The following is a 23,254-nucleotide window of genomic DNA, read 5'->3' as shown; positions in this document are numbered from 1 at the left end:
TATTTTAATGAGGGTGGCTATGAAAAAAGCAGCTATCGCTGCGGGGCTGATGATAGCCTCGGGGCTGACGACAGCGGTTTCCGCAGAAAACCTGACCATTGACCGGCTTGTGGCGAGCCCGAGCATCGACGGCCCGGCCGTTCAGGGGCTCAAGATGTCGCCGGACGGCAAGCGCATCACGTTTCTGCGCGGCAAGAAGGACAAAAAAAACCAGCTTGATTTGTGGGAATTCGACGTCGCGACCGGTAAGTCCTCGCTTCTGGTCGATTCAGCCAGCCTGCTTGAAGGCGGCTCGGAAAAGCTGAGCGAGGAAGAGAAAAACCGGCGGGAGCGCAACCGCACGATCGCGGGGAAATCCGGCATCGTCGATTATTTCTGGTCGGCTGATGCCAAGATGCTGCTGTTTCCCTTGGGCGGGGACGTTTATGTGCTGCCGCTTGACGGCAAGGTCAAACGCCTGACCAAAACCCCGCAGTATGAAACCGACATCAAATTCAGCCCCAAGGGGCACTATGTTTCCTTCATCCGCGACCGTGAGCTTTATGCCGTCGATGTCGCGACCGGTAAGGAAATGCGGCTGACCACAGGCGCCAGCGATACGGTCGCCAACGGCATGGCCGAGTTTGCCGCGCAGGAAGAGCTGGACCGTTTCACCGGCTACTGGTGGTCCCCGGATGAAAGCAAGATCGCGTTCGAGCAATATGACGAATCCGGCGTCCTCCTGAAGGACCGGTATGAGGTCCAGCCCGATGGCAGCGTGGTCACGAAGAAACAGCGCTACCCTGAAGCGGGCAGCGCGAACGTGGCTGTCCGCCTCGGTGTTGTCGGTGTTCACGACAAGGCGGTCAAATGGATCGACCTGGGGCCGGACAAGGATATCTATCTCGCGCGGGTGAATTGGCTGCCGGACAGTCAGCATGTCGCATACCAGCGCCTTAACCGTCTGCAAGACCAGTTGGACCTCGTGTTCGCGGATGCCGACGGCACGTCGCAGAAGACTTTCCTGACTGAAAAATCGGATGTCTGGGTCAATCTGAACAACGACCTGAAATTCATCGACGGTGGCAAAGCGATGATCTGGGGCAGCGAACGGACGGGATACAAGCATTTGTACCGGTATGACCTCGCCTCGGGCAAGGCGGAGGCTCTGACCTCGGGCAAATGGGTCGTTGGGTCGCTTGAAAAATATGATGAGGACACCGGCGCCGTCTATTTCTCAGGCTTTAAGGATACACCGGTCGAGGAGCATCTCTACCGTCGGGACAAAGACGGCTCGATCACGCGTATAACGCAGGAAAAAGGCTGGCACGAAGCCGAGGTGGGCGACAAGGTCTTCATCGACAAATTCTCGAGCCCCGACCAGCCGCCGCAGGTGATGGTCCGTTCGCTCAAGGACGGCAAGACGCTGGCGGCCGTTCTGGAAAACAAGCTGGATGATAGCCACCCGTTCCATCCCTATTTGGCGAGCCGGGCGAAGGAAGAGTTCGGCACCATCACGGCCGATGACGGCACCACGCTTTATTACCGCCTGTATCTGCCCCATGACATGAAAGCCGGGAAAAAGTACCCGGCGATCATGGCACCTTATGGCGGCCCGCATGGCCAGCGCGTGAAATACGCCTGGTCGGTCGACTTCAATGACATTCTGGCCGCCAACGGCTTTGTCGTCATGGTGCTGGACAACCGCGGCATGTGGAACCGGGGCCTGAAGTTCGAAGGCCATATCAAGCACGCCATGGGCACGGTCGAGGTGGCGGACCAGGTCGCGGGCGTCAACTTCCTCAAGACCCAGCCTTATATCGATGGCGACCGGGTCGGTATCTGGGGCTGGTCCTACGGCGGCTACATGACACTGATGAACCTCTTCAAGGCGCCGGATGTGTTCAAGGCCGGTGTGGCGGTCGCCCCGGTGACCGACTGGCGGCTTTATGACACGGCCTATACCGAACGTTACCTTGGCCTGCCGTCAGCCCCCGGGGACGTTTACAAGAAATCGAGCGTGTTCGATTATGTCGACAATTTCAAAGGCAAGCTTCTGCTGATGCACGGCATGGCGGACGACAATGTCTTCTTCGACAATTCGGTCAAGCTGATGGCGACCCTGCAGAACAAGGGCAAGCCGTTCGAGCTGATGACCTATCCGGGCAAGAAGCACGGCATCCACGGTGAGGCGGCGCGCAAGCACCTGTGGCACATGGCGCTCAGCTTCTTCGAGCGCACGCTGGGCAACTGACCCTCGTCATAAGCTGAAAACAGGGAAGGGCGGAGCCATGCGGCTGCCGCCCTTTTCTTTGCGGGAACTTGGGGGCTTATTGCAGCACCACGCCGTTCAGGTAATCGACCGTATTGTCGAAATTGAAATTGTTATTGGCTGTGCCATTTACCCCCGGTGAGTAGGGGCCGATGTAGGCGACCGTGAAGCCGGCTTGGTTGCCATTATATTCATCGGCATCGACCGCAAGGTGGCCATCGATGGTGCTGCGTGCGCAGGCAACGTAAAAGCCTTTGTGGGCCAGGGGCGCAGCATCATCGGTTTTCAGCACGCCGAGGACATAAATCCCGACAAACTGGTCCTGGTTGAAGTTGACGCTGCCGCGAATTTGGGCGACGGCCATATCTGCTTCATTGGCATAGTAGCCCAGACCGCCTTGGCTGGTGCCATAGCTTGGATCGTAATACTGGTTGTTATACACAAGTGTCTTGTGGTTTTCCCAGTTATAGAAACCGGCCGCAGTCCCGTTGGGGCGCCAGGTGTTGGCAGACAATCCCATCACCTGGTTTGTGTGCGTGGCAATGAAGCCTTGGTGATAGGTGCCGGTATATTCGTTTACGGCAAAATTGTTTTCTGCTTGGTTGAAGCCGTACGGCATGGCGAAGCGCAGCAGACCGCGCAGTGCGTGCGCAGGGAGATTGCACTCACCGCGGTCCAATACGCCATCGAGAAGGTCATAATAGTTGCCCCGGTCCACCGGCGACCACGTCCACAGATTGTTCTGGGCAAGCGTGGTGTGAAACCTGTTGGAGAAGGCAAGTACATTGCCATGGTTCAGGACACCAAGGACCTGATTGTTGATGGTCAGGCCCCCGGGTGAGTTTGCCCAGTCGGCAATCTGCTGGACGCCCGGCGCGAAATTGGGATCGCCATCGAGGCATCTATATACGCCTCTGTCGTCCTCCTCCGGGGCATTCTGGAAAAAGCAGCAATAGATGGCGGTGCCGAAGATGCCCAGGGCGGTCAGGCCCGCCCCGATGCCTAAGATGATCGTCAGAATCGGCATGATGCTGTCCTTTTAATCTGGTGCGGGGGACGGGGGTGAAGACGGGGTATCATTGGGTTTCCTTGTCGCTGAGCGCGGTGGTGAAATAGCTGGTGTCTTGTGCGGCGGCCGTGGTGAGGTCGCTCGTGAGAGTGTCTATTTCCGTGTTCAGTTGCCCTGGTGATTTGCCGTCGAAATATTCGCGGATGACCACATCCTTCCAGCCACCGCTTGGGACTGGGGTGGCGCCGATCTTATTGCGCGCGTCGCTCATGGAAAGCACCTTCGCGCCTGCGAGTGTGCCTTCAGAAACCTGTGTTGTGCCGATCACATCGGTGATGACAGTTTGAAGCAGGCTAAGCGCCGCCATGGTCGTGAAGATACATTGCACGCTAAAGGTGGCGTAGTTCTCGGTTTTGAGGTTGATCATGGAGCGGTTCTGCAGCAGGAAATTCGACCCGACATCGCTGTCGGTAAGATCCAGGCCTGTTTGTTCGTGAAAGGTCCGGATAGCTGCAGCTTCCGGCGTTTCATTCTGGCCGATCGGGCCGCCCACCAGGCCCCACTGTCCGGCCCATTCCGGGATGATGCCTTTGACCGACTTGCCGGCTTGGCGTTTCTGGATCAATTGCCGCTGCACCAGAACCACATGGGCAGCCTTGGTGTCCACGGCAAAAGGCATGGTGAAGGCATAACTGGTCATCGTGGTCCCCGTGCGAATGGTTGACTGTTCTTCAGTTCAACGTTTTGCCTGGGGATGTGTGAAGTCGGCAGCGAGGTGCCGTCGGCAGGGGTTACCCGAACTTGATCTTGGCAATCAGGATGGAGGCGGCGAGGACAAGCGTCACAGAATTGGCGGCGATTAAGGGCACATCGCCGCGCGCGAGGCCATAGACAAGCCACATGACGATGCCGGTGAACATGATGGCGAACATGGCGAAGGACACATCCTTGGTCGACCGCGTGCGCCAGGCGCGGACAGCTTGTGGGATGAAGGCGATGGTTGTCAGGCTTCCGGCGGTCAGGCCAATAAAAGTGATCAGCGACAAGGGGTTATCTCCGAATATAGGGGGCGGTTCCATCAAGCCGCTAACGCTCAACCGCAGTTATGCAGATATGTAGCATCGGGGCAGGAAAGGGCATAGCAGAAATGGGGGTGCCGCATTTTTTTCAAAAAAAATGCGGCAGATACCTTGCCGGAAATAATAACTGGACTACTTGGTCTAATAACTCTTGCGGGAGGTTCAGCAGCCCTCCTGCACCTCGATGCTTCCTAGGAGTGTCGTATGTCATGAGTAAAGCCCGGCCGGTTCGGGAAGAGGCTTTTTCCCTCCCTCCCTAGCCCTTTTCGGACCACCGGGTTTAAATTAAGACCGGGATGCAGGCTGTTCTGCATCCCGGTTTTTGCCTCTGGGGACCTTAGCTGACCTACTCCTGCCGTTAGGCTGCGAGCTCCAGCTTGTCGTCTTCATCTTTGAGGCCGCTTAAAATGGTTTGGACCGTCGCCCGGAACTGTTCGACATGGAACATATGGTCGGCGTCCGGGATGGAGATGAAACGGCTGCGTTTGAAGGAAGCGGCAACGCGCTGGTTGGCGCTTACCGGCAGGAAATGGTCATGCTCGCCGGTGAAGACCGTAGCGTCGACATCGGGCATCAGGGCCAAATCCGTGTGGCCATGCTTCAGGATACGCATGGTGTTGTGCTTGAACTGTTCCTTCATGCCGGTGCTGGCATTGACGAGGGCATGCCGAAGCTTGTCGGCAGTCAGGCGGCACAGGCGGTTGGTTTCGCGGAAGTCCGGGTTCGTCAGCAAGTTGGTGAAGCCGTCGGCGAATTCTTCCATGCGGTTCCATTTCAGTAGGAACAGAAGCAGGTTGAACTCATATTCCAGGTGGCGGGGCAGTTGTTCCATCGCCGACCCGAGGATCAGTTTGTCGACCCCCAGATACATCTGGGCATAGCGCATGGCAACGATACTACCATAGCTACATCCCAGCACATTGACGCAGTCGATGCCGAGCTTTTTGATGGCGCTGTGAATGGCGCGGCAAATGAACTCGAAATCATAGCTATAGGGCAGGACGCCGGTGTCGCCATTGCCGGGGGTATCGACGGCGATAACCCAGCTTTCTTTGGCGAGTGCGAGGCTAACCTTTTCAATTTGTTGAATGTTTTGAAAGGCGCCGCCGATGAACACCAGTGGTTTTTCTGTAAGGCCGCGCGAGTATTCCTTCACGTGGATCGGAAAGCCTTCATAGGAAAAACAGTGGAAGGCGCTTTCATTGGGCAAACTGTGTAAACTAGACACGGTACTCTCCTAAAAGTAGAGTTGTTAATACTATGTATATTTATTTGCCTGATGATTTTTTTGCGCCCTTAACACTTATTAACCTTAATGATCAATTAACTTTAATCTATTTAATACTTAATTGCGCGCGAATGTTGCGCGAAAGCAACGGTTCCCGCAGGGCTTTGGGCATTTTCTCTTCCAATTAGGCGAAAAATCGCTAGGGTGCGCAGCCAATTCATTTGCTTATCAGGAAGATGCAAACCCCATGGCTCTCGCCGAGGAAATTGATAAACGCCGCACTTTTGCGATCATCTCGCACCCGGACGCCGGTAAAACCACGCTGACCGAAAAACTGCTTTTGTTCGGTGGTGCCATCCAGTTGGCCGGTGAAGTGAAGGCGCGCGGGGAACGCCGCCGGGCACGCTCGGACTGGATGAAGGTGGAGCAGGAACGCGGTATTTCCGTGGCCTCGTCGGTGATGACCTTCGATTATCAGGGCCATACCTTCAACCTGCTCGATACACCGGGCCACGAAGACTTCTCGGAAGATACCTACCGGACGCTGTCGGCGGTCGATAGTGCCGTGATGGTGCTCGATGCCGCCAAGGGTATCGAGGCGCAGACCCGCAAGCTGTTTGAAGTCTGCCGTCTGCGCGATATGCCGATCACCACCTTCATCAACAAGATGGACCGGGAAACCAAGGACCCGTTCGAACTCCTCGATGAAATCGAGCAGACGCTGGCGCTGGATGTCTCCCCCGCTAGCTGGCCGATTGGCATGGGCCGGGACTTCCTTGGCTGTTACGACCTGATCCATGACCAGCTGATCATGTTCGATCGCGGCAAGGGGGATGCTGTTTCCGAAGGCATCAAATGCGAAGGGCTCGACGATCCCAAGCTGGCGGAGATGCTGCCGGATTACGCGCTTGAGAAGCTGCGCGCCGATGTTGAAATGGTCCGGGAACTCTGCCCGGCCTTCGACCTGGAGGCGTATCTCGAAGGCACGCAGACGCCGGTCTATTTTGGCTCCGCCATCAACAATTTCGGGGTGCAGGAAATCCTGCGCGGACTGGGTGACTTCGCGCCGAAACCCCGGCCCGGCAAAGCGATCGAACGTGCGGTCGAGCCCAAGGAAGACAAGGTCGCGGCCTTCGTCTTTAAGATCCAGGCCAATATGGACCCCAAACACCGGGACCGTATCGCCTTTGTGCGGCTGGTTTCTGGCCGGTTCCGCAAGGGGATCAAGCTCAAGCATATCCGCAGCGGCAAGATCATGGCGATCCATAACGCCCAGCTGTTCCTGGCGCAGGACCGTGAAGTCGCGGAAGAAGCTTACGCGGGCGATATCATCGGTATCCCGAACCACGGCAACCTACGGATCGGCGATACGCTGACCGAAGGGGAAGAGCTGCACTTCACCGGCGTACCGTCGTTCGCCCCGGAAATCCTGCAGAAGGTGCGGGCGGATGATCCGATGAAGGCCAAACACCTTGGCCGCGCGCTGGAGCAGTTGGCAGAAGAGGGCGCTGCCCGTGTCTTCAAGCCGACGCTGGGCAGCGACTGGGTTGTCGGTGTGGTCGGCCCGCTGCAGTTCGACGTGCTGGCGGACCGTATCCGCACCGAATATCAGATCCCGTGCCGGTTTGAGCCGACGACACTGATGACGGCGGAATGGATTGAGGGCGATCCCCGTGAAGTGAAGCAATTCACCGACCAGAACCGCGCTTCCATGGCTGTGGACCATGCCGGTGCCCCGGTTTATCTCGCCCGCAATAACTGGCACCTGGATAAGGCCAAGGAAACCTTCCCGAGCCTCAAGTTTTTGAAAACCAAGGAAGAAGTCTACTAAATAGGCCTCTTTTCCGAAGCGTATATTCGGCCGTGGGCATCTGTCCGCGGCCGATTTATTTGTTGCGTCCTGCCCCCGTCTTCCCCACCATTCAAGGGGGATCAAGGCGGAGAGCATCATGGGCAAGGAACTGAACCGTTCAACCTTCAGCGATGAAGACTTTGGTATGTTCGTCGAACGTCTCCTGGAGGAGACGGACCTTGTGGAGGCGTGGGAGCGCGAGGGCGCCCTGTCTGGTGCGCCGATAACCGCGGGGTTCGAGGTGGAAGCCTGGCTTGTGGATGCCGGAATGCATCCGGCCCCCCGGAACCAGGAATTCCTGGAGAAGATGGATAATCCGCTCATCGTGCCGGAACTGTCCGCCTTCAATATCGAATTCAACGGCGATCCGGCGGAGCTGACCGGGAAGGGCCTTTCGGACATTCACGCCAAGCTCGATGCCCTATGGCAGGATGCGTGCCTGACCGCCCGCGGCATGGGGCTCGATATCGCCATGATCGGCATCCTGCCAACTGTGGCGGATGAGGACCTGTGCCCCGCGAACATGTCCAAGTCCAGGCGCTATAAGGCCTTGAATGAACAGGTTTTCCGCCTGCGAAAGGGTAAGCCGATCAAGCTGGATATCGAGGGGCGGGACCGGCTTGAAAGCGTGCATATGGATGTGATGCTGGAAGCCGCGGCCACATCCTTCCAGATCCACCTCAAGGTGCCGGACGGGCAGGGCGCGACCTATTATAATGCTTCCAAGCTCGCCAGCGCTCCCTTGATCGCCGCAGGCGCCAATTCCCCCTTCCTGTTCGGCAAGGACCTGTGGGACGAAACGCGGATTCCCCTGTTCGAACAGGCTGTCTCCGTCGGGGATTGGGATTATGCCGAACGTGTCACCTTCGGCGTGCGTTATCTGGAGAAATATCTGTCCGAAGTGTTTGTCGCCAACCGACAGCGCTATCCGGTTTTGCTGCCGCAAATCAGCGACCGGCCGACGACGAAGCTGGATCACCTGAGGCTCCAGAACGGGACCATCTGGCGTTGGAACAGGCCACTTGTCGGCTGGGACGATGACGGCAAGCCGCACTTCCGGCTGGAACAGCGTGTGCTCCCCGCGGGGCCGACGATCGCGGATTCGATGGCCAATGCCGCCTTCTATTACGGCTTGGTGAAAAGCTTCGCGGACCATGAAACCCCGCCGCACCGGCGCGCGCAGTTCTTCACCACGCGCGACAATTTCTATATGGCGGCCAAGCATGGCCTCCGGGCGCAGATCCGCTGGGAACATACCGATGGCCGTCCGATCGACCGCGTTATCCTGGATGAATTCCTGCCGCTCGCAGAGGAAGGGCTCAAGGCATACGGCGTCGATGGCGGGGATATCAAAACCTACCTCGGTATCATTGAGGCGCGGGTTAAAACCGGCCAGAACGGCGCAGCGTGGCAGCGCGCCTATGTGGCCAAGCATCAGGCCTCGATGGCTGATCTGTTAGCGGCTTACCTTGAGCGGCAGGCAACCGGGACGCCGGTTCATGAGTGGGATTTATGACCGAGCTCAAGACATTTGAGACCATCCCCGACGGGTTTTGGACCGTGCCTGTCACGGGGTTGAAGGACCTGCTCGGTGGGCCGTCGCTCTTCTATCTCAAGGGCGCGCGGGAACCGGCGCTTTTTGTCTCCACCTTGCTCCACGGCAATGAAACCACGGGGTTTGAGGCCGTGCGCGATGTGCTCAGGCGCCACATTGAGGCGGGGATGCCGCGCAGCCTATGGCTGTTCCTGGGGAATGTGGACGCTGCAGCAGAAGGCCTTCGGTTCCTGCCTGGACAGGCGGACTATAACCGCGTTTGGCCCCATACGCCGATGACCGGCTTGCCAGAGATCGCGCTCATGCAGGAGGTAGTGAAGCGGGTAACGGCTGAGCCGCTGTTCGCCAGCGTCGATATCCACAATAACACGGGCCGCAACCCGCATTATGGCTGCATCAATAAGCTGGAAACGCCGTACCTGCATCTGGCGGCACTGTTTTCGCGCACGACCGTCTATTTTACCGAACCGCGTGGGGTGCAGTCCATCGCCATGGCGGACCATTGTCCGGCGGTTACGCTGGAATGCGGGCAGGTGGGCGATGCTAGCGCGCACAAACATGCGGTTGATTATCTCGAAGCCTGTTTGCGGCTTCATCATATTCCGGATCATCCCATTGCGTCGGGGGATATAGGGCTTCTGCACACGGTGGCCGTGGTTAAAGTTAAGCCGGGCTTATCGATCGGCTTCGACCCGGACGATACGGATATTTCCTTCCGGCAGGATATCGACCATTTCAATTTTGGCCGGATGCCGAGCGGGAGTGTGCTTGCTTCGGTGAAAGGCGAGGATATGCCGGTTTACGTCACCGATGAGAATGGGAATGACATCACGGATAGCCTGTTCGATTTGCGGAACGGGCTGCTGATCCTGCGGGAGGATATCATCCCCTCAATGGCGACGCCGGATGCCCGGGTGATCCGGCAGGACTGTGTTTTTTATGTTATGGAACAACTTGGCGTGGCACACTTGCCAGCCTGACCCATGGTGTAAGGGGGAGAGACATGGCGGAAAACGATCGGGCGGAAAAAGACGGCATCGTCACCGGCGTGGGCGGCATATTTTTCAAATGCCGGGACCGCGAAGCCCTTGCCAGCTGGTATCAGAAGAAGCTGGGCTTTCCCTATGACGGGATCGGTGCCAGCTTCCTGTTCCGCGAAGATGACGACCCCAAGAAGGCAGGCTATCTGGTTTGGGGGCCGTTCCGTAAGGACAGCGACTATTTCCGCCCCTCCGGCAAGGATTACATGATCAACCTGCGGGTTCGGGGGCTTGATGCGCTCCTGAAACGGCTGCAGGCCGCGGGCGTGGAGCAGATCGGTGAGGTCGAGGAATATGATTACGGGCGTTTCGCCTGGATCATGGACCCGGAAGGTACCAAGATCGAACTGTGGGAACAAAAGGGTGAACCGCCAATCCATGAGCCCGACCATGAGCCGGGTATCGAATGGGGAAGCGAAGAGAAGGGGGAATAAGATGGTTTGGCTGAAACGTCTGCTGGCGCTTGCGCTGGCTGTCATTGTGCTGTTTGGCGCCTGGCTGTGGCTTGCGCCTGCGAAGATAGACCCAGTGGCCTGGACGCCGCCTAAATCCGCGGGGTTTGTCGGTGTTTTCGCCCCCAATGACAAGCTGGAGAAGGCCGAGGTCATCAAAATCAAGGATGGCACGGGGCCGGAAACCGTTGCGCTCGATAATGATGGCCGCATCTATGGCGGGCTGCAGGATGGCCGGATCATTCGTATCCTCAAGGACGGCACGCAGGAAACCTTCGCCACCATCCAGGGCGGACGCCCGCTTGGCATGGCATTCGATGCTGCCGGCAACCTGATCGTCTGTGACGCTTATAAGGGCCTTCTCAGTGTGGCGCCGGACGGAAAGGCAACGGTTTTGAGCGCGGGCGAGGGCGGCCGCCCGTTCCGCTTCACCGATGACCTGGCCATCGCCTCGGACGGCAAGATTTATTTTTCCGATGCCAGCGACACCTACAGCCAGCCGGATTACCGGCTCGATCTTCTGGAAGCGCGCGGCCATGGCCGGCTTCTGGTCTATGATCCCGCAACCGGGGTGGCCACCAAGCTGCTGGATGGGCTTTATTTCGCCAACGGTGTTGCGCTCTCGGCGGATGAGAGCTTCGTTCTGGTCAATGAAACCGGGCGCTACCGGGTCAGCCGCTATTGGCTGAAGGGCGACAAGGCGGGGACGCACGATATATTCGCCGATAACCTGCCGGGCTTCCCGGACGGTATTTCCTCGAACGGCCATGGCACCTTCTGGCTCGCCATCCCGTCCCCGCGCAACCCGGTGATGGATGATGCCCATCCCAAGCCCTGGCTCAAGAAAGTCATTTCCAAGCTGCCTGTGTGGATGCAGCCCTCGGCGATCAAGGAAGGCATCGTCGTCGCCCTTGATGAACAGGGCCGGGTGAAAGAGGTGTTCCACGACGGTGACGGCAATCCGGTCTATATGATCACCTCAGCCACGCAGGTTGGGGATACGCTCTATCTCGGCAGCCTTGACGCGCCGCAGATCGTGCGGCTCAAAGTTTCCGGCTATTGAGGAAAAAACAGGCGTCAGCCACCGACACCCGGTGGCGGCGCCGTGCCGAAGCTTTGCACCAGCGAGCCTGCAACCAGGTTCCAGCCATCCACCAGCACGAAGAAAATCAGCTTGAACGGCATGGCGATCATGACCGGCGGCAGCATCATCATGCCCATCGACATCAGGATGGAGGCGACGACCATGTCGATCACGATGAACGGCACGTAAAGCAGGAAGCCGATCTCGAACGCGCGCCTGAGTTCGCTGATCATGAAGGCGGGGACGAGGGTGGTCATCGGCACCGTGGCCGGGGTGACGTCCTTGCTGTTGCCCGCAAGATTGATGAACAGTTCCAGGTCCTTGTCGCGCACCTGCGCCAGCATGAAGTTGCGGAACGGCACGGACGCGCGCTCATACGCTTCGTTCTGGTCGATTTCCTGGTTGATGAGCGGCTGGACGCCGTCATGCCAGGCTTGCGTGAGTGTCGGCGACATCACATAGGCGGTCAGGAACAGCGACAGGGAGATCAGCACGATGTTCGGCGGCGTCTGCTGCGTGCCCATCGCACTTCTGAGCAAGGAGAAGACGATCACCATCCGGGTGAAGCTGGTCATCATCACCAGAATGCTCGGGGCGAGGCTGAGGACGGTCAGCAGCAGGATTGTCTGGACCACACGGCCGGAAAGCGTGCTGCCCTGGCCGAGGTCGAGATTGAGCGACTGGGCCATCGCAGAGCCGGTGCCGGCGATCACGAACGCGAGGAACACCGGCAGCAGCAGGAAAAAGGTCCTGAGGACGAGCTTCTTGTGGAACCGCAAGCTAGGCAGTTGCATCGCCATCATCCTTGTTAGGGCTTTTCGGGGCGTCATTGGCCCCATCTCCTGTGTCGAGCAGTTTTTCAAAGTCACTCTCTTCGGTTCCGATCATGGTAACGCCGTTCGCGCCGCTGCCGAGAAGATACTCGTGCCCGCGCCAGCGCACAATGACAAGTCTGTTGCGGGCATCGAGTGCCCGGGTTTCAAGGATGGTGATTTGTTTCTTCGCACCTTTTGCCAGCCTGGGTGTTTGGCCGGGGACAAGGCCGCTCCGTTTCAGCATCCAGACGAGGAAACCCATCAGCGCAAGGACGAAGGCCAAAGCGGCAATGGCGTTGAAAATATCACTGATCATTGCTGTTTCCGTCCTCCGGGGAAGGCTTGGCAAGAGGGGTTGTGAGCGGAGGTCTACCCGTGGTTCCATACTGCTTGGTCTGGTCCTCAGAACCGGCCGCAGCTTCCATCTTGCTGTTCTCGTTATAGACGCGTTCGAGGATCATCGATACCGCTTGGAGGGCTTCCAGGGGCACGGGGCTTTCGACCTCGAAGGCGTCCAGAAGGTCTGTCAGGTCCTTGTCCTGACGAACTTTCACGCCTTCGGCGAATGCGATGTCGAGGATTTTCTCGGCAACATACCCATGCCCCTTGGCGGTAATGCGCGGCGTGTCGGAGTCTGCTCCACGCTTGACGGCAACCGCCTTGGTTGTTGGGGTAGGGATGTCGTTGGTGTCATTCATGGCGACCATTGAGCGACAGTTGATCCGAAATTGCAAGTGGCGCCATGTTCGTGTTTGGAAAAACGTTTTATGTTTGCAACTTGTTAACCTGATTCGGGTCATGTTATGGTTCGTGCGAAAAGGTTGTGATAGGTCCCAGGACAGGCAGGCCAATGGATTTTAACAATATTCCGATTATGGCAGCGCTCAGGCAGCGTATGCGGTGGTTGAACCAGAACCAGACCGTTCTCAGCGAGAACGTGGCGAACGCAGATACGCCCGGCTATAAGGCCAAAGAACTGTCAAAGCAGGACTTTTCCGGCCTTGTGGATAACCTTTCCGGTAGCAGCAGCAAGGGGTCAGTATCCCATGTCGCGCTTAGGGTGACCGAGCCGGGACACATGTCCCTGAATGGCGGTATGGCCGGTGACTCCCATGTTATTCAAAGCAAAATTGAGGACGAATCGCCGACCGGGAACACTGTCGTTCTTGAAGAGCAGATGATGAAAGTGGCCGACAACCAGATGAAATATGGTGTTGCGGTCAATCTTTATAAAAAGAATATGGGGCTGTTGAAGATAGCCCTCGGACGAGGCGGCTAGTAGAATTGCTAACCCGCCGGCTTGAGCCAGCGTAAAGGAACAGGCACATGGACCTTCAAAAAGCGATGATCGCATCCGCGGCGGGCCTTCGGGCGCAATCCGTGCGGATGCGGGTGATTTCCGAAAACATCGCCAACCAGGATTCCGTTGCAACCGAACCGGGCGCAGACCCCTATCGCCGCAAGATCGTGACCTTCCAGAACGAGCTTGACCGGGCGGATAGGGTCAATGTCGTCAAGGCGACCGGCATCCAGTATGACAAGAAAGCCTTCGGCAAGAAGTATGACCCCGGTAACCCGGCGGCCGATGCCTCAGGCTATATCAAGACCTCCAACGTCAATGGTCTTATCGAGATTATGGATATGCGCCAGGCCCAGCGGAGCTATCAATCCAACCTGAACGCTCTTGAAGCATCGCGGCGCATGATGACCATGACGCTCGATCTGTTGCGCTAGGAGGGGGTTAGATGAACGTAAAACAACTTGATGCCGTAAACGCATATTCCCAGGCGACGCGCCAGCTCGACAAAGGCGGCGCAGCCCCGCGTGAGGGTGTGGATGGCAAGGGTGAAGGCTCGGCTTTCTCGTCGCTGATCGAAGATGCGATGGGGGATGTGACCAAAGCAACCGCCACGTCTGAATTGACGGGTGCCAGGGCCCTCACCGATAAGGCCGACATGGTCGATGTGGTAACGGCCGTTTCCAATGCCGAGATGGTCGTCCAGACCGTCGTCAGTGTTCGCGACAAGGTTATCAGCGCTTATAACGACATCCTCAAGATGCCGATCTAACCCGTGTTTCGGTTGGGGGACGTTCTATGACAGGCCCGGAAGTTCTAGAAGTAGGACGCGATGCCGTGCAGACCATGTTGCTCGTGTGCGGGCCAATCATGGCGGTCGGCATGGTCGTGGGCCTTGTGATCGCTTTTTTCCAGGCGATTACGCAATTGCAGGAAATGACCCTGACCTTTGTGCCGAAAATCCTGGCTATTTTCACGATGCTTCTGTTTTCGCTTCCTTATATGGGCCGTATCCTGAGTGCGTTCATGGGACGAATTAGCGAGCACATCATCAGCGGCGGGTGAGCGGCGTGCTTGGGCGGATTCTCCCTGCCGAGGCCTTTGGCTTTCTGCTGATTACAGTAAGATTGGCGGCCCTTGTCATGGTCATGCCCGTCCTGGGGGACCATTCGGTGCCGCGGCGTACGCGCGTGGCCTTCGCCCTTGCGCTGTCCCTGGTCATTTACCCCACAATCAAGAATATCCTGCCGCCGATGCCGGCCAGTGTCATAGAACTGGCGGCGCTTTTTATCCGTGAGCTTACGATCGGGCTGATGATGGGGCTGGTTACCCGCATCCTTTTGACGGCCACCCACACGGCAGGCTCGTTGATCGCCTTCACGACAGGCTTGTCCGCGGCGCAAAGCTTTGACCCGAGCCAGGGCTCGCAAAGCGCGCTGATTTCTACTTTCATGACCCTCATGGCCGTGACCATGATTGTGGTGACGAACATGCATCACCTTCTGATCATGGGCATGGTCAACAGCTACCAGAAATTCCCGGTGGGCATGTCCGTGCCCTATGCGGATTTCGCCACCGTGACAGTGCATTATGTCTCCTGGGCTTTCATGCTCGGGGTCCAGCTTGCCATGCCGTTCATTGTGTATGGCTTTGTCTATTATGTCGGGCTTGGCCTTATTTCCCGCATGATCCAGGGGTTCCAGGTGTTCTTCGTGGGGATGCCGGTCAACCTGTTCTTCGGGTTTGCGCTGATGATGATGTTGTTAGGCACCATCATTAACGTGTTCCTCGACCGCTTCGGTCAGCACTTAGTCGACTTCGTGGGGTAAGAGCATGGCAGAAGACGACGACCAGTCACAAAAAACTGAAGAACCCACCCCCAAAAAACTTCAGGACGCGCTGGAGAAAGGGGAAGTCGCCCAAAGCCAGGAACTCAAGACCTGGTTCCTGCTGGCCACGGCTGCGCTTTTGGTCGCCTCGACAAGCGACTATATCGCCCTTCATATCGCTGTGCCGTTCCAGGCCTATCTGGGTAAGCTCAACGCCTATGATATTGATCAGAGTGGCCTTTTCCATCCGCTCATCGGTATTCTGCAGGAAGTTCTGCTGGTTCTCGTCATCCCGCTTTTTGCTTTCATGGTGTCGGGGGTCATCTCCAACCGTATCCAGCACAAGGGGGTCTTTTCGTTAGAAAAGGTCAAACCCAGCCTGAAAAAGATATCGCCCATGGCTGGGGCTAAGCGCATGTTCTCCATGCAGAAGGGTGTCGAGTTTTTCAAGATCAGCGCGAAGCTGGTGACGGTGGCCAGTGTGATCGCCGTTATCGTCTATCCCGAACGGGGCCGGCTCGATACGGTGATGTTGCTGTCAATGCCGGACGCCTTGCACCTGATCAAGACCATCTGCATCAAGCTCCTTCTCGGGGTGGTCATGGTGATGACCGTGATCGCGGGCCTCGATTACGCCTATCAGAAATATCAGTTCATCAAGAAACTCCGCATGACCAAGCAAGAGGTCAAGGATGAGTATAAGCAGACGGAGGGCGACCCCAAGATCAAGGGGCGGCTCCGCTCAATCCGGATGGAACGCGCCCGTCAGCGCATGATGGCGTCGGTGCCCAATGCCGATGTGGTGATTACCAACCCGACCCACTATGCGGTAGCGCTGGAATATAAGCATGGCGAGATGGATGTCCCGAAGCTGGTTGCTAAAGGGATGGACGGTATCGCTTTCAAGATCCGGGAAATCGCCGAGGAAAATAATGTGCCGATCGTAGAAAACCCGCCGCTGGCCCGCGCGCTGCACGCCAGTGTCGAGATTGATGAGGAAATCCCGCCGGAACAGTATAAGGCTGTGGCTGAGGTTATCAGCTACGTCATGAAGCTGCGCCGGGCCGGCCTTGGTAAAGTGCCGGCATAAAAGCTTTTCAGGGGCTTAAGGGGCCGCTAAGCTTCCTCAAAACAAGGGTAGGAATTTATGGAAAGTCGTCTGCCGCAACCGTTTCGTGATGCGCTTATCGAAAGCGAAGCGAAGACGGGGCTACGCCTGATGGCAATGGCGCTTGCCGGGCTGTTGGGCGCGGGCGGCGCAGGCTTTCTTGCAGCGATCATCTGGGGGCTTCATGGGGCGCTTGCCGCAGCCAGCCTCGTTTTGGTCGCGACCGCTTTCACGCTTCTCAAATCGCTTTCCACCCTCGACGACCCGATCCGGCGGCGCGAGCTTCTGGACAGGGAGCTGTTGCAGGCCCTTGTCGGGCTGGAGCGTCGGGCGCTCCTGATCACCGACCTCAGCGGGACGGCTGTTGCGTCTAATGGCGGGTTCGAACGGCTTGTCCGCGGCCGGGCTGGCGGTTTGCTTGGCCTGATGGGGGACGAAGAATCCAAACATGCCTTGCAGCGCCTGGTGTCCTCGGTTCGCCAGTCGGGCACCGGGAAAATGAGCCTGAGCGGCGTTGGGGAGGGGCAGGACCTTGCCGAATTCTCGATCTCCGGCCGGCGGGTTGGCCAATATGCCATGTGGCAGGTTGTCACCGAGACCGATGTGGAACGGCTGGAAAATGAGCGCCAGCTGATTGAGGATTGGGGCGATCCGCTGTTCGAACGGCTTGAATGCGGTATCTCGCTTGAGGATGCAAACGGCCGTATCCAGTATATCAACAAGACCCTCAGGGATTGGCTGGAGCTTGACCCTGAGGCGCCTCTGCCGCGGCGTATCCAGCTCAAGGCCGGGCAAACCCAGTTACTGGTCGGCAAAAAGCAGCGGCTCGATGTCGATGTTATCGATATGCCGCTTAAGACCCGGGAAAAGGATCGGGATATCGGCCGGTACCGGTTTATCCGTCGGCTCGACCAGATCCGCGGCCGCCTGGTGCCGGAAGAGCGCCAGTTCCTGATCGACCCGATCTTCGATGCCGCGCCGGTGGCGATCGCCGTGGTCGACCGGGAAGGCATGGTTCAGGAATTCAACCAGCCGCTCAAGCGCCATCCTTCCGGCAAGAATATCAAGGTCGGCGATTCCGTACTCACGCTCGTGAAGGTCGATGACCGGGATGGTCTCAGCCAGCAGATCGCCTTTGCCTATGACGGCAAACCTGCCTCGCACCCCTTGGATGTGGTCTATAACACCCAGCCAGAACGGGTAGGGCAGGTTTTCTCCTCCTCGATCACCCGGGGGGAAGAGCAGTTCGCGATACTGTATCTTATTGATACAACGCAGGAAAAAAGCCTGGAACGCCAGTTCGTTCAGGCCCAGAAGATGCAGGCTGTCGGCCAGCTTGCCGGTGGTGTGGCGCACGATTTCAACAACCTGCTGACCGCCATCATCGGTTTCTGCGACCTGCTGCTGGTGCGGCACGACGCGGGCGACCAATCCTTCTCCGATATCATCCAGATCAAGCAGAACGCCAACCGTGCGGCGAACCTCGTCCGGCAGCTTCTCGCCTTCTCGCGCCAGCAGACGCTCCGCCCCAAGGTGCTGATGATGACGGACGTGCTGGCGGAGCTTTCGAACCTCATCCGGCGTCTGATCGGTGAGAATATCGAGCTCAGGGTCGTGCACGGCCGGAACCTGAAGCCGATCAAGGTCGACCAGGGGCAGCTTGAACAGGTGATCATCAACCTTGCCGTCAACGCACGCGACGCCATGGGCTCAGGCGGCAAGCTGGAGATCCGCACCAGCATGATCGGGCCGGACCATCCGCTGGTGGAACGCTATGACGTGATTGTGCCGGACGATTATGTGCTGGTGGAAGTGGAAGACTCCGGCTGTGGTATCCCGAAGGATAACCTCAACAAGATTTTCGAACCCTTCTTCACCACCAAGGAAGTGGGGCAGGGCACCGGCCTGGGGCTCGCCACCGTTTACGGCATCGTCAAACAGACCGGCGGTTTCGTCTTCGTTGAAAGCCAGGTCGGCAAGGGCACCACGTTCCTGTTGTTCTTCAAGGCGCATGCGTCCGAGGGGGATGAAAAGCCCGAGGACCAGAAGCCCGAAGCCCCCGCCCGGGACCTGACAGGCAAAGGCACGATCCTGATTGTCGAGGATGAGGACCCCGTGCGCATGTTCGCGAGCCGGGCGCTTGTGAATAAGGGCTACAAGGTGCTGGAGGCGGCTTCGGGGGAGGCGGGGCTCGAGATCCTGATGACCAGTCAGGAGCCGATCGACCTCCTGATCTCGGATGTGGTTATGCCCAATATGGATGGCCCCACCCTGGTGAAGGAAGCCCGCAAAAGCCTGCCTGATCTTCCGGTCATCTTCGTCTCCGGGTATGCCGAGGACATGTTCCGCAAAGACCTGGAAGACGATGACTTTTCCTTCCTGCCGAAACCTTTCTCGCTCAAGGACCTTGCCGAGCAGGTCAAGACGCTTCTCGGATAGAGCGCATCCCCTGCAGTATTGGGGATAAGGGCCTGTTTTCTGCGCATTTCAGCACGAGAACAAAAGGGGAATATTTGTTCTTGTCAGGTTAGAACAAAGCTGGTACAAAACATTGCATTGCAAGCGATGACCGCCTGTGGAATAAGGAGACCCGACAATGGCAATGCCTGAATTACAACTGGTAAAGGGAACATCCATGGACAAAGCCAAAGCGCTTGAAGCCGCGCTCAGTCAGATAGACCGGGCGTTTGGTAAGGGCTCCGTCATGAAGCTCGGTCAGCGCGAAAGCGTCGATATCGAAACCATTTCGACGGGCTCCTTGAACCTTGATATCGCGCTTGGTGTCGGTGGCCTGCCGAAAGGCCGGATTGTCGAAATTTACGGGCCGGAAAGCTCCGGTAAAACCACGCTCGCGCTTCATGCTGTTGCCGAAGCGCAGAAAGCTGGCGGTATTGCGGCTTTTGTCGATGCCGAACATGCGCTTGACCCCTCCTATGCCCGCAAGCTGGGCGTTGACCTCAATGAACTCCTGATCAGCCAGCCAGACACCGGTGAACAGGCGCTGGAGATTGCCGATACGCTGGTCCGCTCAGGGGCTGTTGATATTCTGGTCGTCGATTCCGTTGCCGCGCTGACGCCGCGGGCCGAACTTGAAGGCGAGATGGGCGACAGCCACGTCGGCCTGCAGGCCCGCCTGATGAGCCAGGCGCTCCGGAAACTGACGGCGTCGATTTCGCGCTCCAACACGATCGTCATTTTCATCAACCAGATCCGGATGAAAATCGGTGTCATGTATGGCAGCCCGGAAACCACGACCGGTGGTAACGCGCTCAAATTCTACGCCTCTGTCCGCCTGGATATCCGCCGGACCGGCGCGATCAAGGAAAAGGACGAGATCGTCGGTAACACCACCCGGGTCAAGGTGGTGAAGAACAAGGTGGCGCCGCCGTTCAAGCAGGTGGAATTCGACATTATGTACGGCGAAGGCGTCTCCAAGATGGGCGAAATCCTGGACCTGGGTGTGAAGGCCGATGTGGTTGAAAAGTCCGGCTCCTGGTACAGCTATGCCAGCCAGCGGATCGGCCAGGGCCGTGAAAACGCCAAGCGCTTCCTGCAGGAAAACCCGGATGTCGCCAATGAGATCGAACGCGCGATCCGTCAGAATGCCGGCCTTGTCAATGAAGCGATGCTGGAAGGCCGTGAAGACGATACCGAAGAGTAAGCCACAAGGGGCTTCTGTTGTCCCAAAGGTTGGCTGTTCCTTCTACGGGAACGAAAAGATCAAGGCGGTCCGTATGGGCCGCCTTTTTTGCTGGCGCGACGGTGAATTTTGGCCATTTGGGCATTCTTGTCGTGCCGCGGGAGCCACAGCGCTGGGGAATTCGGTGGCATAGGCGGCGCTCAGGCTGGACAGCGGCGGGGGCGGGCGCTACAAGAGCCTGAAAACCCGGCGGAATTCATGGTCCGGGCGTGCGTATTAATAATTGTATGAACTGAGGCTGATTTAATGGCTGGAACACTGACGGGCGCCAACGATATTCGTAAGGCATTTCTGGACTTCTTTGGCAAGAATGGCCACGAGGTCGTGCCCTCGGCGCCGCTCGTGCCGATCAACGACCCGACCCTGCTGTTCACGAACGCAGGCATGGTGCCGTTCAAGAACCTGTTCACGGGTGCAGAAACCCGGCCCTACAACCGGGCGACATCGTCCCAGAAATGTGTCCGCGCCGGCGGTAAGCACAATGACCTGGATAATGTCGGTTATACCGCGCGCCACCACACTTTCTTTGAAATGCTCGGCAACTTTTCGTTTGGCGACTATTTCAAGGAAAACGCCATTGAATTCGCCTGGGACCTGATCACCAAGGAATACGGCATCAACAAGGATAAGCTGACCGTCACGGTTTATCATGAAGATGACGAAGCCTTTAACCTGTGGCGCAAGATCGCCGGCCTTTCGGACGACCGCATCATCCGCATCGCCACCAGCGATAACTTCTGGTCGATGGGCGACACCGGCCCGTGCGGTCCGTGCTCGGAAATCTTCTATGACCATGGCGATCATATCTGGGGTGGCCCTCCGGGCAGCCCGGAAGAAGATGGCGACCGCTTCGTCGAAATCTGGAACCTGGTTTTCATGCAGTTCGAACAGCTGCCGGGTGGGGAGCGCATCGCGCTGCCGAAACCGAGCATCGACACCGGCATGGGGCTGGAGCGTATCGCTGCCGTCATGCAGGGTACGCATGACAACTATGAGATCGACACCTTCCGCCGTCTGATCGAAGCGTCGATCGATGTCACCAAAGCACCGGAGACCGACAAGACCCGTGCATCGCACCGCGTGATCGCTGATCACCTGCGTGCCTGCAGCTTCCTCATCGCTGATGGTGTGCTGCCGTCCAACGAAGGCCGCGGCTATGTGCTGCGCCGTATCATGCGCCGCGCCATGCGTCATGCCCACCTCCTGGGCGCCAAGGACCTGGTAATGCACCAGCTTGCGCCGACGCTGGTTGGTGAAATGGGGCAGGCCTTCCCGGAACTCGGCCGGGCACAGGCGCTGATCCAGGAAACCCTGAAGCTTGAGGAATCCAAATTCCGCACCATGCTCGAGAAGGGCTTGCGTCTTCTGGATGACGAACTTGGCAAGATCAGCGACAAGGACGACCTACCGGGTGAGGTCGCCTTCAAGCTTTACGATACGTATGGCTTCCCGCTGGACCTGACGCAGGATGCGCTGCGCTCGCAGGGCCGGAAGGTTGAGGTCCAAGGCTTCGACGCCGCGATGGAACGCCAGCGCGCCCAGGCGCGGGCCGCTTGGTCCGGCTCCGGCGATGCAGCCACTGAAAAAGTCTGGTTCGATATCAAGGACAAGGCCGGGGCAACCGAATTTGTCGGCTACAGCACCGAACGCGCTGAAGGCCAGATCGTTGCCATCGTCAAGGATGGTGACGAGGTTGATGAGGCCAAAGCCGGGGATGAGGTTTCCATCGTAACCAACCAGACACCTTTCTATGGTGAATCCGGTGGCCAGATGGGTGATGCTGGCACGCTGAAGGGCGCGAATGGCCGCGCCGACGTAACGGATACGCAGAAAATGATCGGCGCGCTTCATGTCCACCGCGCCAAGCTGCTGGATGGCAGCCTGAAGGTCGGCGAAGCCCTCGATATGGTTGTGGATGGGGAGCGCCGCGCCAAGCTGCGTGCCAACCACTCGGCCACGCACGTCTTGCATGAAGTGCTGCGTCAGCGGCTGGGTGAGCATGTGACCCAGAAGGGGTCGCTGGTTGCGCCTGATCGTCTCCGCTTCGATATCTCGCACCAGAAAGCGCTCTCGGATGAGGAAATCCTCGATGTCGAGCGTGAGGTCAACCGCGTGGTGCGTGAAAACGCCGCGGTCGAGACCCGTCTTCTCAGCTATGACGAAGCCATCGAAGCCGGTGCCATGGCGCTGTTCGGTGAGAAATACGGCGATGAAGTTCGCGTGGTTTCCATGGGCGAAGGCGCTGGCGGCCGTCAGCACTATTCGGTGGAGCTGTGCGGCGGGACCCACGTCAGGCGTTTGGGGGATATCGGAACCTTCACCATCGTCTCCGAAAGTGCCGTGTCGGCCGGTGTCCGCCGGATCGAGGCGCTGACGGGGGCTGCGGCGCTTGACTATCTCCTTACTCAGCAGCGGCTTCTGAAGGAGGCCGCCGCGACCCTCAAGGCTGCGCCCACAGACCTGAGCGACCGCATTTCCGGCCTTCAGGCCGAACGCAAGACGCTTGAGAAAGAGCTTGCCGATGCCCGCAAAAAAGCCGCGCTCGGCGGTGGTGCCGCCGCGGGACCTGCCACCAAGGAAATTGGCGGCATCAAGTTCCTCGGCCAGGTGCTGGACGGCATCAGCCCGAAGGACCTGCGGGGCCTTGCGGATGAAAGCAAGAAGAAACTCGGCTCCGGTGTGGTATCGTTCATTGCCGTCAATGACGGCAAAGGCGCGGTGCTTGTCGGTGTGACCGATGACCTGAAAGACCGCGTAAGCGCGGTTGATCTGGTGCGCGTCGCTGCCGCTGCGATCGGCGGTCAGGGCGGCGGTGGCCGTCCCGACATGGCACAGGCTGGTGGCCCGGACGGTGACAAGGCCGCGGACGCCATCAAGGCGATTGAAGACACCCTGGCCGCCATCTGACCAGGGTAGGCGGCCGGAACGTTTGTTCACGGCCGCCGGGCATAAAAG

The 23,254-nt window shown here is 58.2% G+C and carries 22 protein-coding genes; 15 read left to right on the top strand and 7 right to left on the bottom strand.

Annotated elements, in window-relative coordinates; genetic code table 11:
* The first annotated feature begins 19 nt into the window (after window positions 1–19).
* Window positions 20–2,233: a S9 family peptidase gene (locus tag K6118_RS08090; protein WP_247119734.1), complete on the top strand. Its 2,214-nt coding sequence runs from the start codon at window positions 20–22 to the stop codon at window positions 2,231–2,233.
* A 76-nt stretch (window positions 2,234–2,309) separates the two neighbouring features.
* On the opposite strand, the gene K6118_RS08085 is transcribed toward K6118_RS08090, so the two are convergent.
* The 4 genes from K6118_RS08085 to K6118_RS08070 all read right to left on the bottom strand — a co-directional run bounded on the left by K6118_RS08085 (window position 2,310) and on the right by K6118_RS08070 (window position 5,567).
* On the bottom strand, window positions 2,310–3,278 hold the full coding sequence (locus tag K6118_RS08085; RefSeq protein ID WP_247119733.1) for a hypothetical protein: 969 nt from the start codon (window positions 3,276–3,278) through the stop codon (window positions 2,310–2,312).
* Window positions 3,279–3,327: 49 nt separating this feature from the next.
* On the bottom strand, window positions 3,328–3,960 hold the full coding sequence (locus K6118_RS08080) for an NUDIX domain-containing protein (RefSeq protein WP_247119732.1): 633 nt from the start codon (window positions 3,958–3,960) through the stop codon (window positions 3,328–3,330).
* A 91-nt stretch (window positions 3,961–4,051) separates the two neighbouring features.
* A complete protein-coding gene (locus K6118_RS08075; RefSeq protein WP_247119731.1) occupies window positions 4,052–4,306 on the bottom strand; it encodes a SemiSWEET family sugar transporter in 255 nt (84 codons plus the stop codon).
* A 391-nt stretch (window positions 4,307–4,697) separates the two neighbouring features.
* Complete coding sequence (locus K6118_RS08070; RefSeq protein WP_247119730.1) at window positions 4,698–5,567, bottom strand: alpha/beta fold hydrolase; 870 nt, start codon at window positions 5,565–5,567, stop codon at window positions 4,698–4,700.
* A 247-nt stretch (window positions 5,568–5,814) separates the two neighbouring features.
* Between K6118_RS08070 and K6118_RS08065 the strand changes: the two genes are divergently transcribed.
* The 5 genes from K6118_RS08065 to K6118_RS08045 all read left to right on the top strand — a co-directional run bounded on the left by K6118_RS08065 (window position 5,815) and on the right by K6118_RS08045 (window position 11,529).
* Complete coding sequence (locus tag K6118_RS08065) at window positions 5,815–7,398, top strand: peptide chain release factor 3 (protein WP_247119729.1); 1,584 nt, start codon at window positions 5,815–5,817, stop codon at window positions 7,396–7,398.
* A gap of 118 nt (window positions 7,399–7,516) precedes the next feature.
* A complete protein-coding gene (locus K6118_RS08060; RefSeq protein ID WP_247119728.1) occupies window positions 7,517–8,935 on the top strand; it encodes a glutamate-cysteine ligase family protein in 1,419 nt (472 codons plus the stop codon).
* Complete coding sequence (locus K6118_RS08055; RefSeq protein WP_247119727.1) at window positions 8,932–9,954, top strand: M14 family metallopeptidase; 1,023 nt, start codon at window positions 8,932–8,934, stop codon at window positions 9,952–9,954. The genes K6118_RS08060 and K6118_RS08055 overlap by 4 nt, the downstream gene beginning before the upstream one ends.
* A 23-nt stretch (window positions 9,955–9,977) precedes the next feature.
* On the top strand, window positions 9,978–10,448 hold the full coding sequence (locus K6118_RS08050; RefSeq protein ID WP_247119726.1) for a VOC family protein: 471 nt from the start codon (window positions 9,978–9,980) through the stop codon (window positions 10,446–10,448).
* A gap of 10 nt (window positions 10,449–10,458) precedes the next feature.
* Window positions 10,459–11,529 carry an SMP-30/gluconolactonase/LRE family protein gene (locus K6118_RS08045; protein ID WP_343269938.1) on the top strand — a complete coding sequence of 357 codons (1,071 nt, stop codon included), beginning with the start codon at window positions 10,459–10,461 and terminating at the stop codon, window positions 11,527–11,529.
* Between the two features lie 14 nt (window positions 11,530–11,543).
* Here the strand turns inward: K6118_RS08045 and fliP are convergent, their stop codons facing one another.
* The 3 genes from fliP to K6118_RS08030 are packed head-to-tail and all read right to left on the bottom strand — an operon-like array spanning window position 11,544 to window position 13,063.
* Window positions 11,544–12,344: a flagellar type III secretion system pore protein FliP gene (fliP, locus tag K6118_RS08040; RefSeq protein ID WP_247119724.1), complete on the bottom strand. Its 801-nt coding sequence runs from the start codon at window positions 12,342–12,344 to the stop codon at window positions 11,544–11,546.
* A complete protein-coding gene (locus tag K6118_RS08035; protein ID WP_247119723.1) occupies window positions 12,331–12,681 on the bottom strand; it encodes a FliO/MopB family protein in 351 nt (116 codons plus the stop codon). The genes fliP and K6118_RS08035 overlap by 14 nt, the downstream gene beginning before the upstream one ends.
* Complete coding sequence (locus K6118_RS08030) at window positions 12,671–13,063, bottom strand: EscU/YscU/HrcU family type III secretion system export apparatus switch protein (protein ID WP_247119722.1); 393 nt, start codon at window positions 13,061–13,063, stop codon at window positions 12,671–12,673. Before K6118_RS08030 ends, K6118_RS08035 begins: the two co-directional genes overlap by 11 nt.
* A 152-nt stretch (window positions 13,064–13,215) precedes the next feature.
* On the opposite strand from K6118_RS08030, the gene flgB reads away from it, so the two are divergent.
* From flgB to alaS, 9 genes are all read left to right on the top strand, one after another.
* The gene (gene flgB / locus K6118_RS08025; RefSeq protein WP_247119721.1) at window positions 13,216–13,644 is read left to right on the top strand and encodes a flagellar basal body rod protein FlgB; all 429 of its coding nucleotides are present in this window, start codon (window positions 13,216–13,218) and stop codon (window positions 13,642–13,644) included.
* Between the two features lie 47 nt (window positions 13,645–13,691).
* A complete protein-coding gene (flgC, locus tag K6118_RS08020; RefSeq protein WP_247119720.1) occupies window positions 13,692–14,099 on the top strand; it encodes a flagellar basal body rod protein FlgC in 408 nt (135 codons plus the stop codon).
* A gap of 11 nt (window positions 14,100–14,110) precedes the next feature.
* Complete coding sequence (gene fliE, locus K6118_RS08015) at window positions 14,111–14,434, top strand: flagellar hook-basal body complex protein FliE (RefSeq protein ID WP_247119719.1); 324 nt, start codon at window positions 14,111–14,113, stop codon at window positions 14,432–14,434.
* Between the two features lie 26 nt (window positions 14,435–14,460).
* Complete coding sequence (gene fliQ / locus K6118_RS08010) at window positions 14,461–14,727, top strand: flagellar biosynthesis protein FliQ (protein ID WP_247119718.1); 267 nt, start codon at window positions 14,461–14,463, stop codon at window positions 14,725–14,727.
* Window positions 14,724–15,491, top strand: coding sequence for a flagellar biosynthetic protein FliR (fliR, locus tag K6118_RS08005; protein WP_343269921.1), 768 nt, complete (start codon window positions 14,724–14,726; stop codon window positions 15,489–15,491). Before fliQ ends, fliR begins: the two co-directional genes overlap by 4 nt.
* 4 nt (window positions 15,492–15,495) lie before the next feature.
* A complete protein-coding gene (flhB, locus tag K6118_RS08000) occupies window positions 15,496–16,581 on the top strand; it encodes a flagellar biosynthesis protein FlhB (RefSeq protein WP_247119716.1) in 1,086 nt (361 codons plus the stop codon).
* Window positions 16,582–16,638: 57 nt separating this feature from the next.
* Window positions 16,639–19,038, top strand: a complete 2,400-nt coding sequence (locus tag K6118_RS07995) for a hybrid sensor histidine kinase/response regulator (RefSeq protein ID WP_247119715.1) — start codon at window positions 16,639–16,641, stop codon at window positions 19,036–19,038.
* Window positions 19,039–19,195: 157 nt separating this feature from the next.
* A complete protein-coding gene (gene recA, locus K6118_RS07990; RefSeq protein ID WP_343269920.1) occupies window positions 19,196–20,260 on the top strand; it encodes a recombinase RecA in 1,065 nt (354 codons plus the stop codon).
* Between the two features lie 297 nt (window positions 20,261–20,557).
* Window positions 20,558–23,206: an alanine--tRNA ligase gene (alaS, locus tag K6118_RS07985; protein ID WP_343269937.1), complete on the top strand. Its 2,649-nt coding sequence runs from the start codon at window positions 20,558–20,560 to the stop codon at window positions 23,204–23,206.
* Window positions 23,207–23,254: the final 48 nt, after the last annotated feature.

Source organism: Kordiimonas marina (assembly GCF_023006325.1).
Lineage (GTDB): Bacteria > Pseudomonadota > Alphaproteobacteria > Sphingomonadales > Kordiimonadaceae > Kordiimonas > Kordiimonas marina.
The sequence above is the reverse complement of the archived record's forward strand: the minus strand, read 5'-3'. Positions and strand labels throughout refer to the sequence as shown.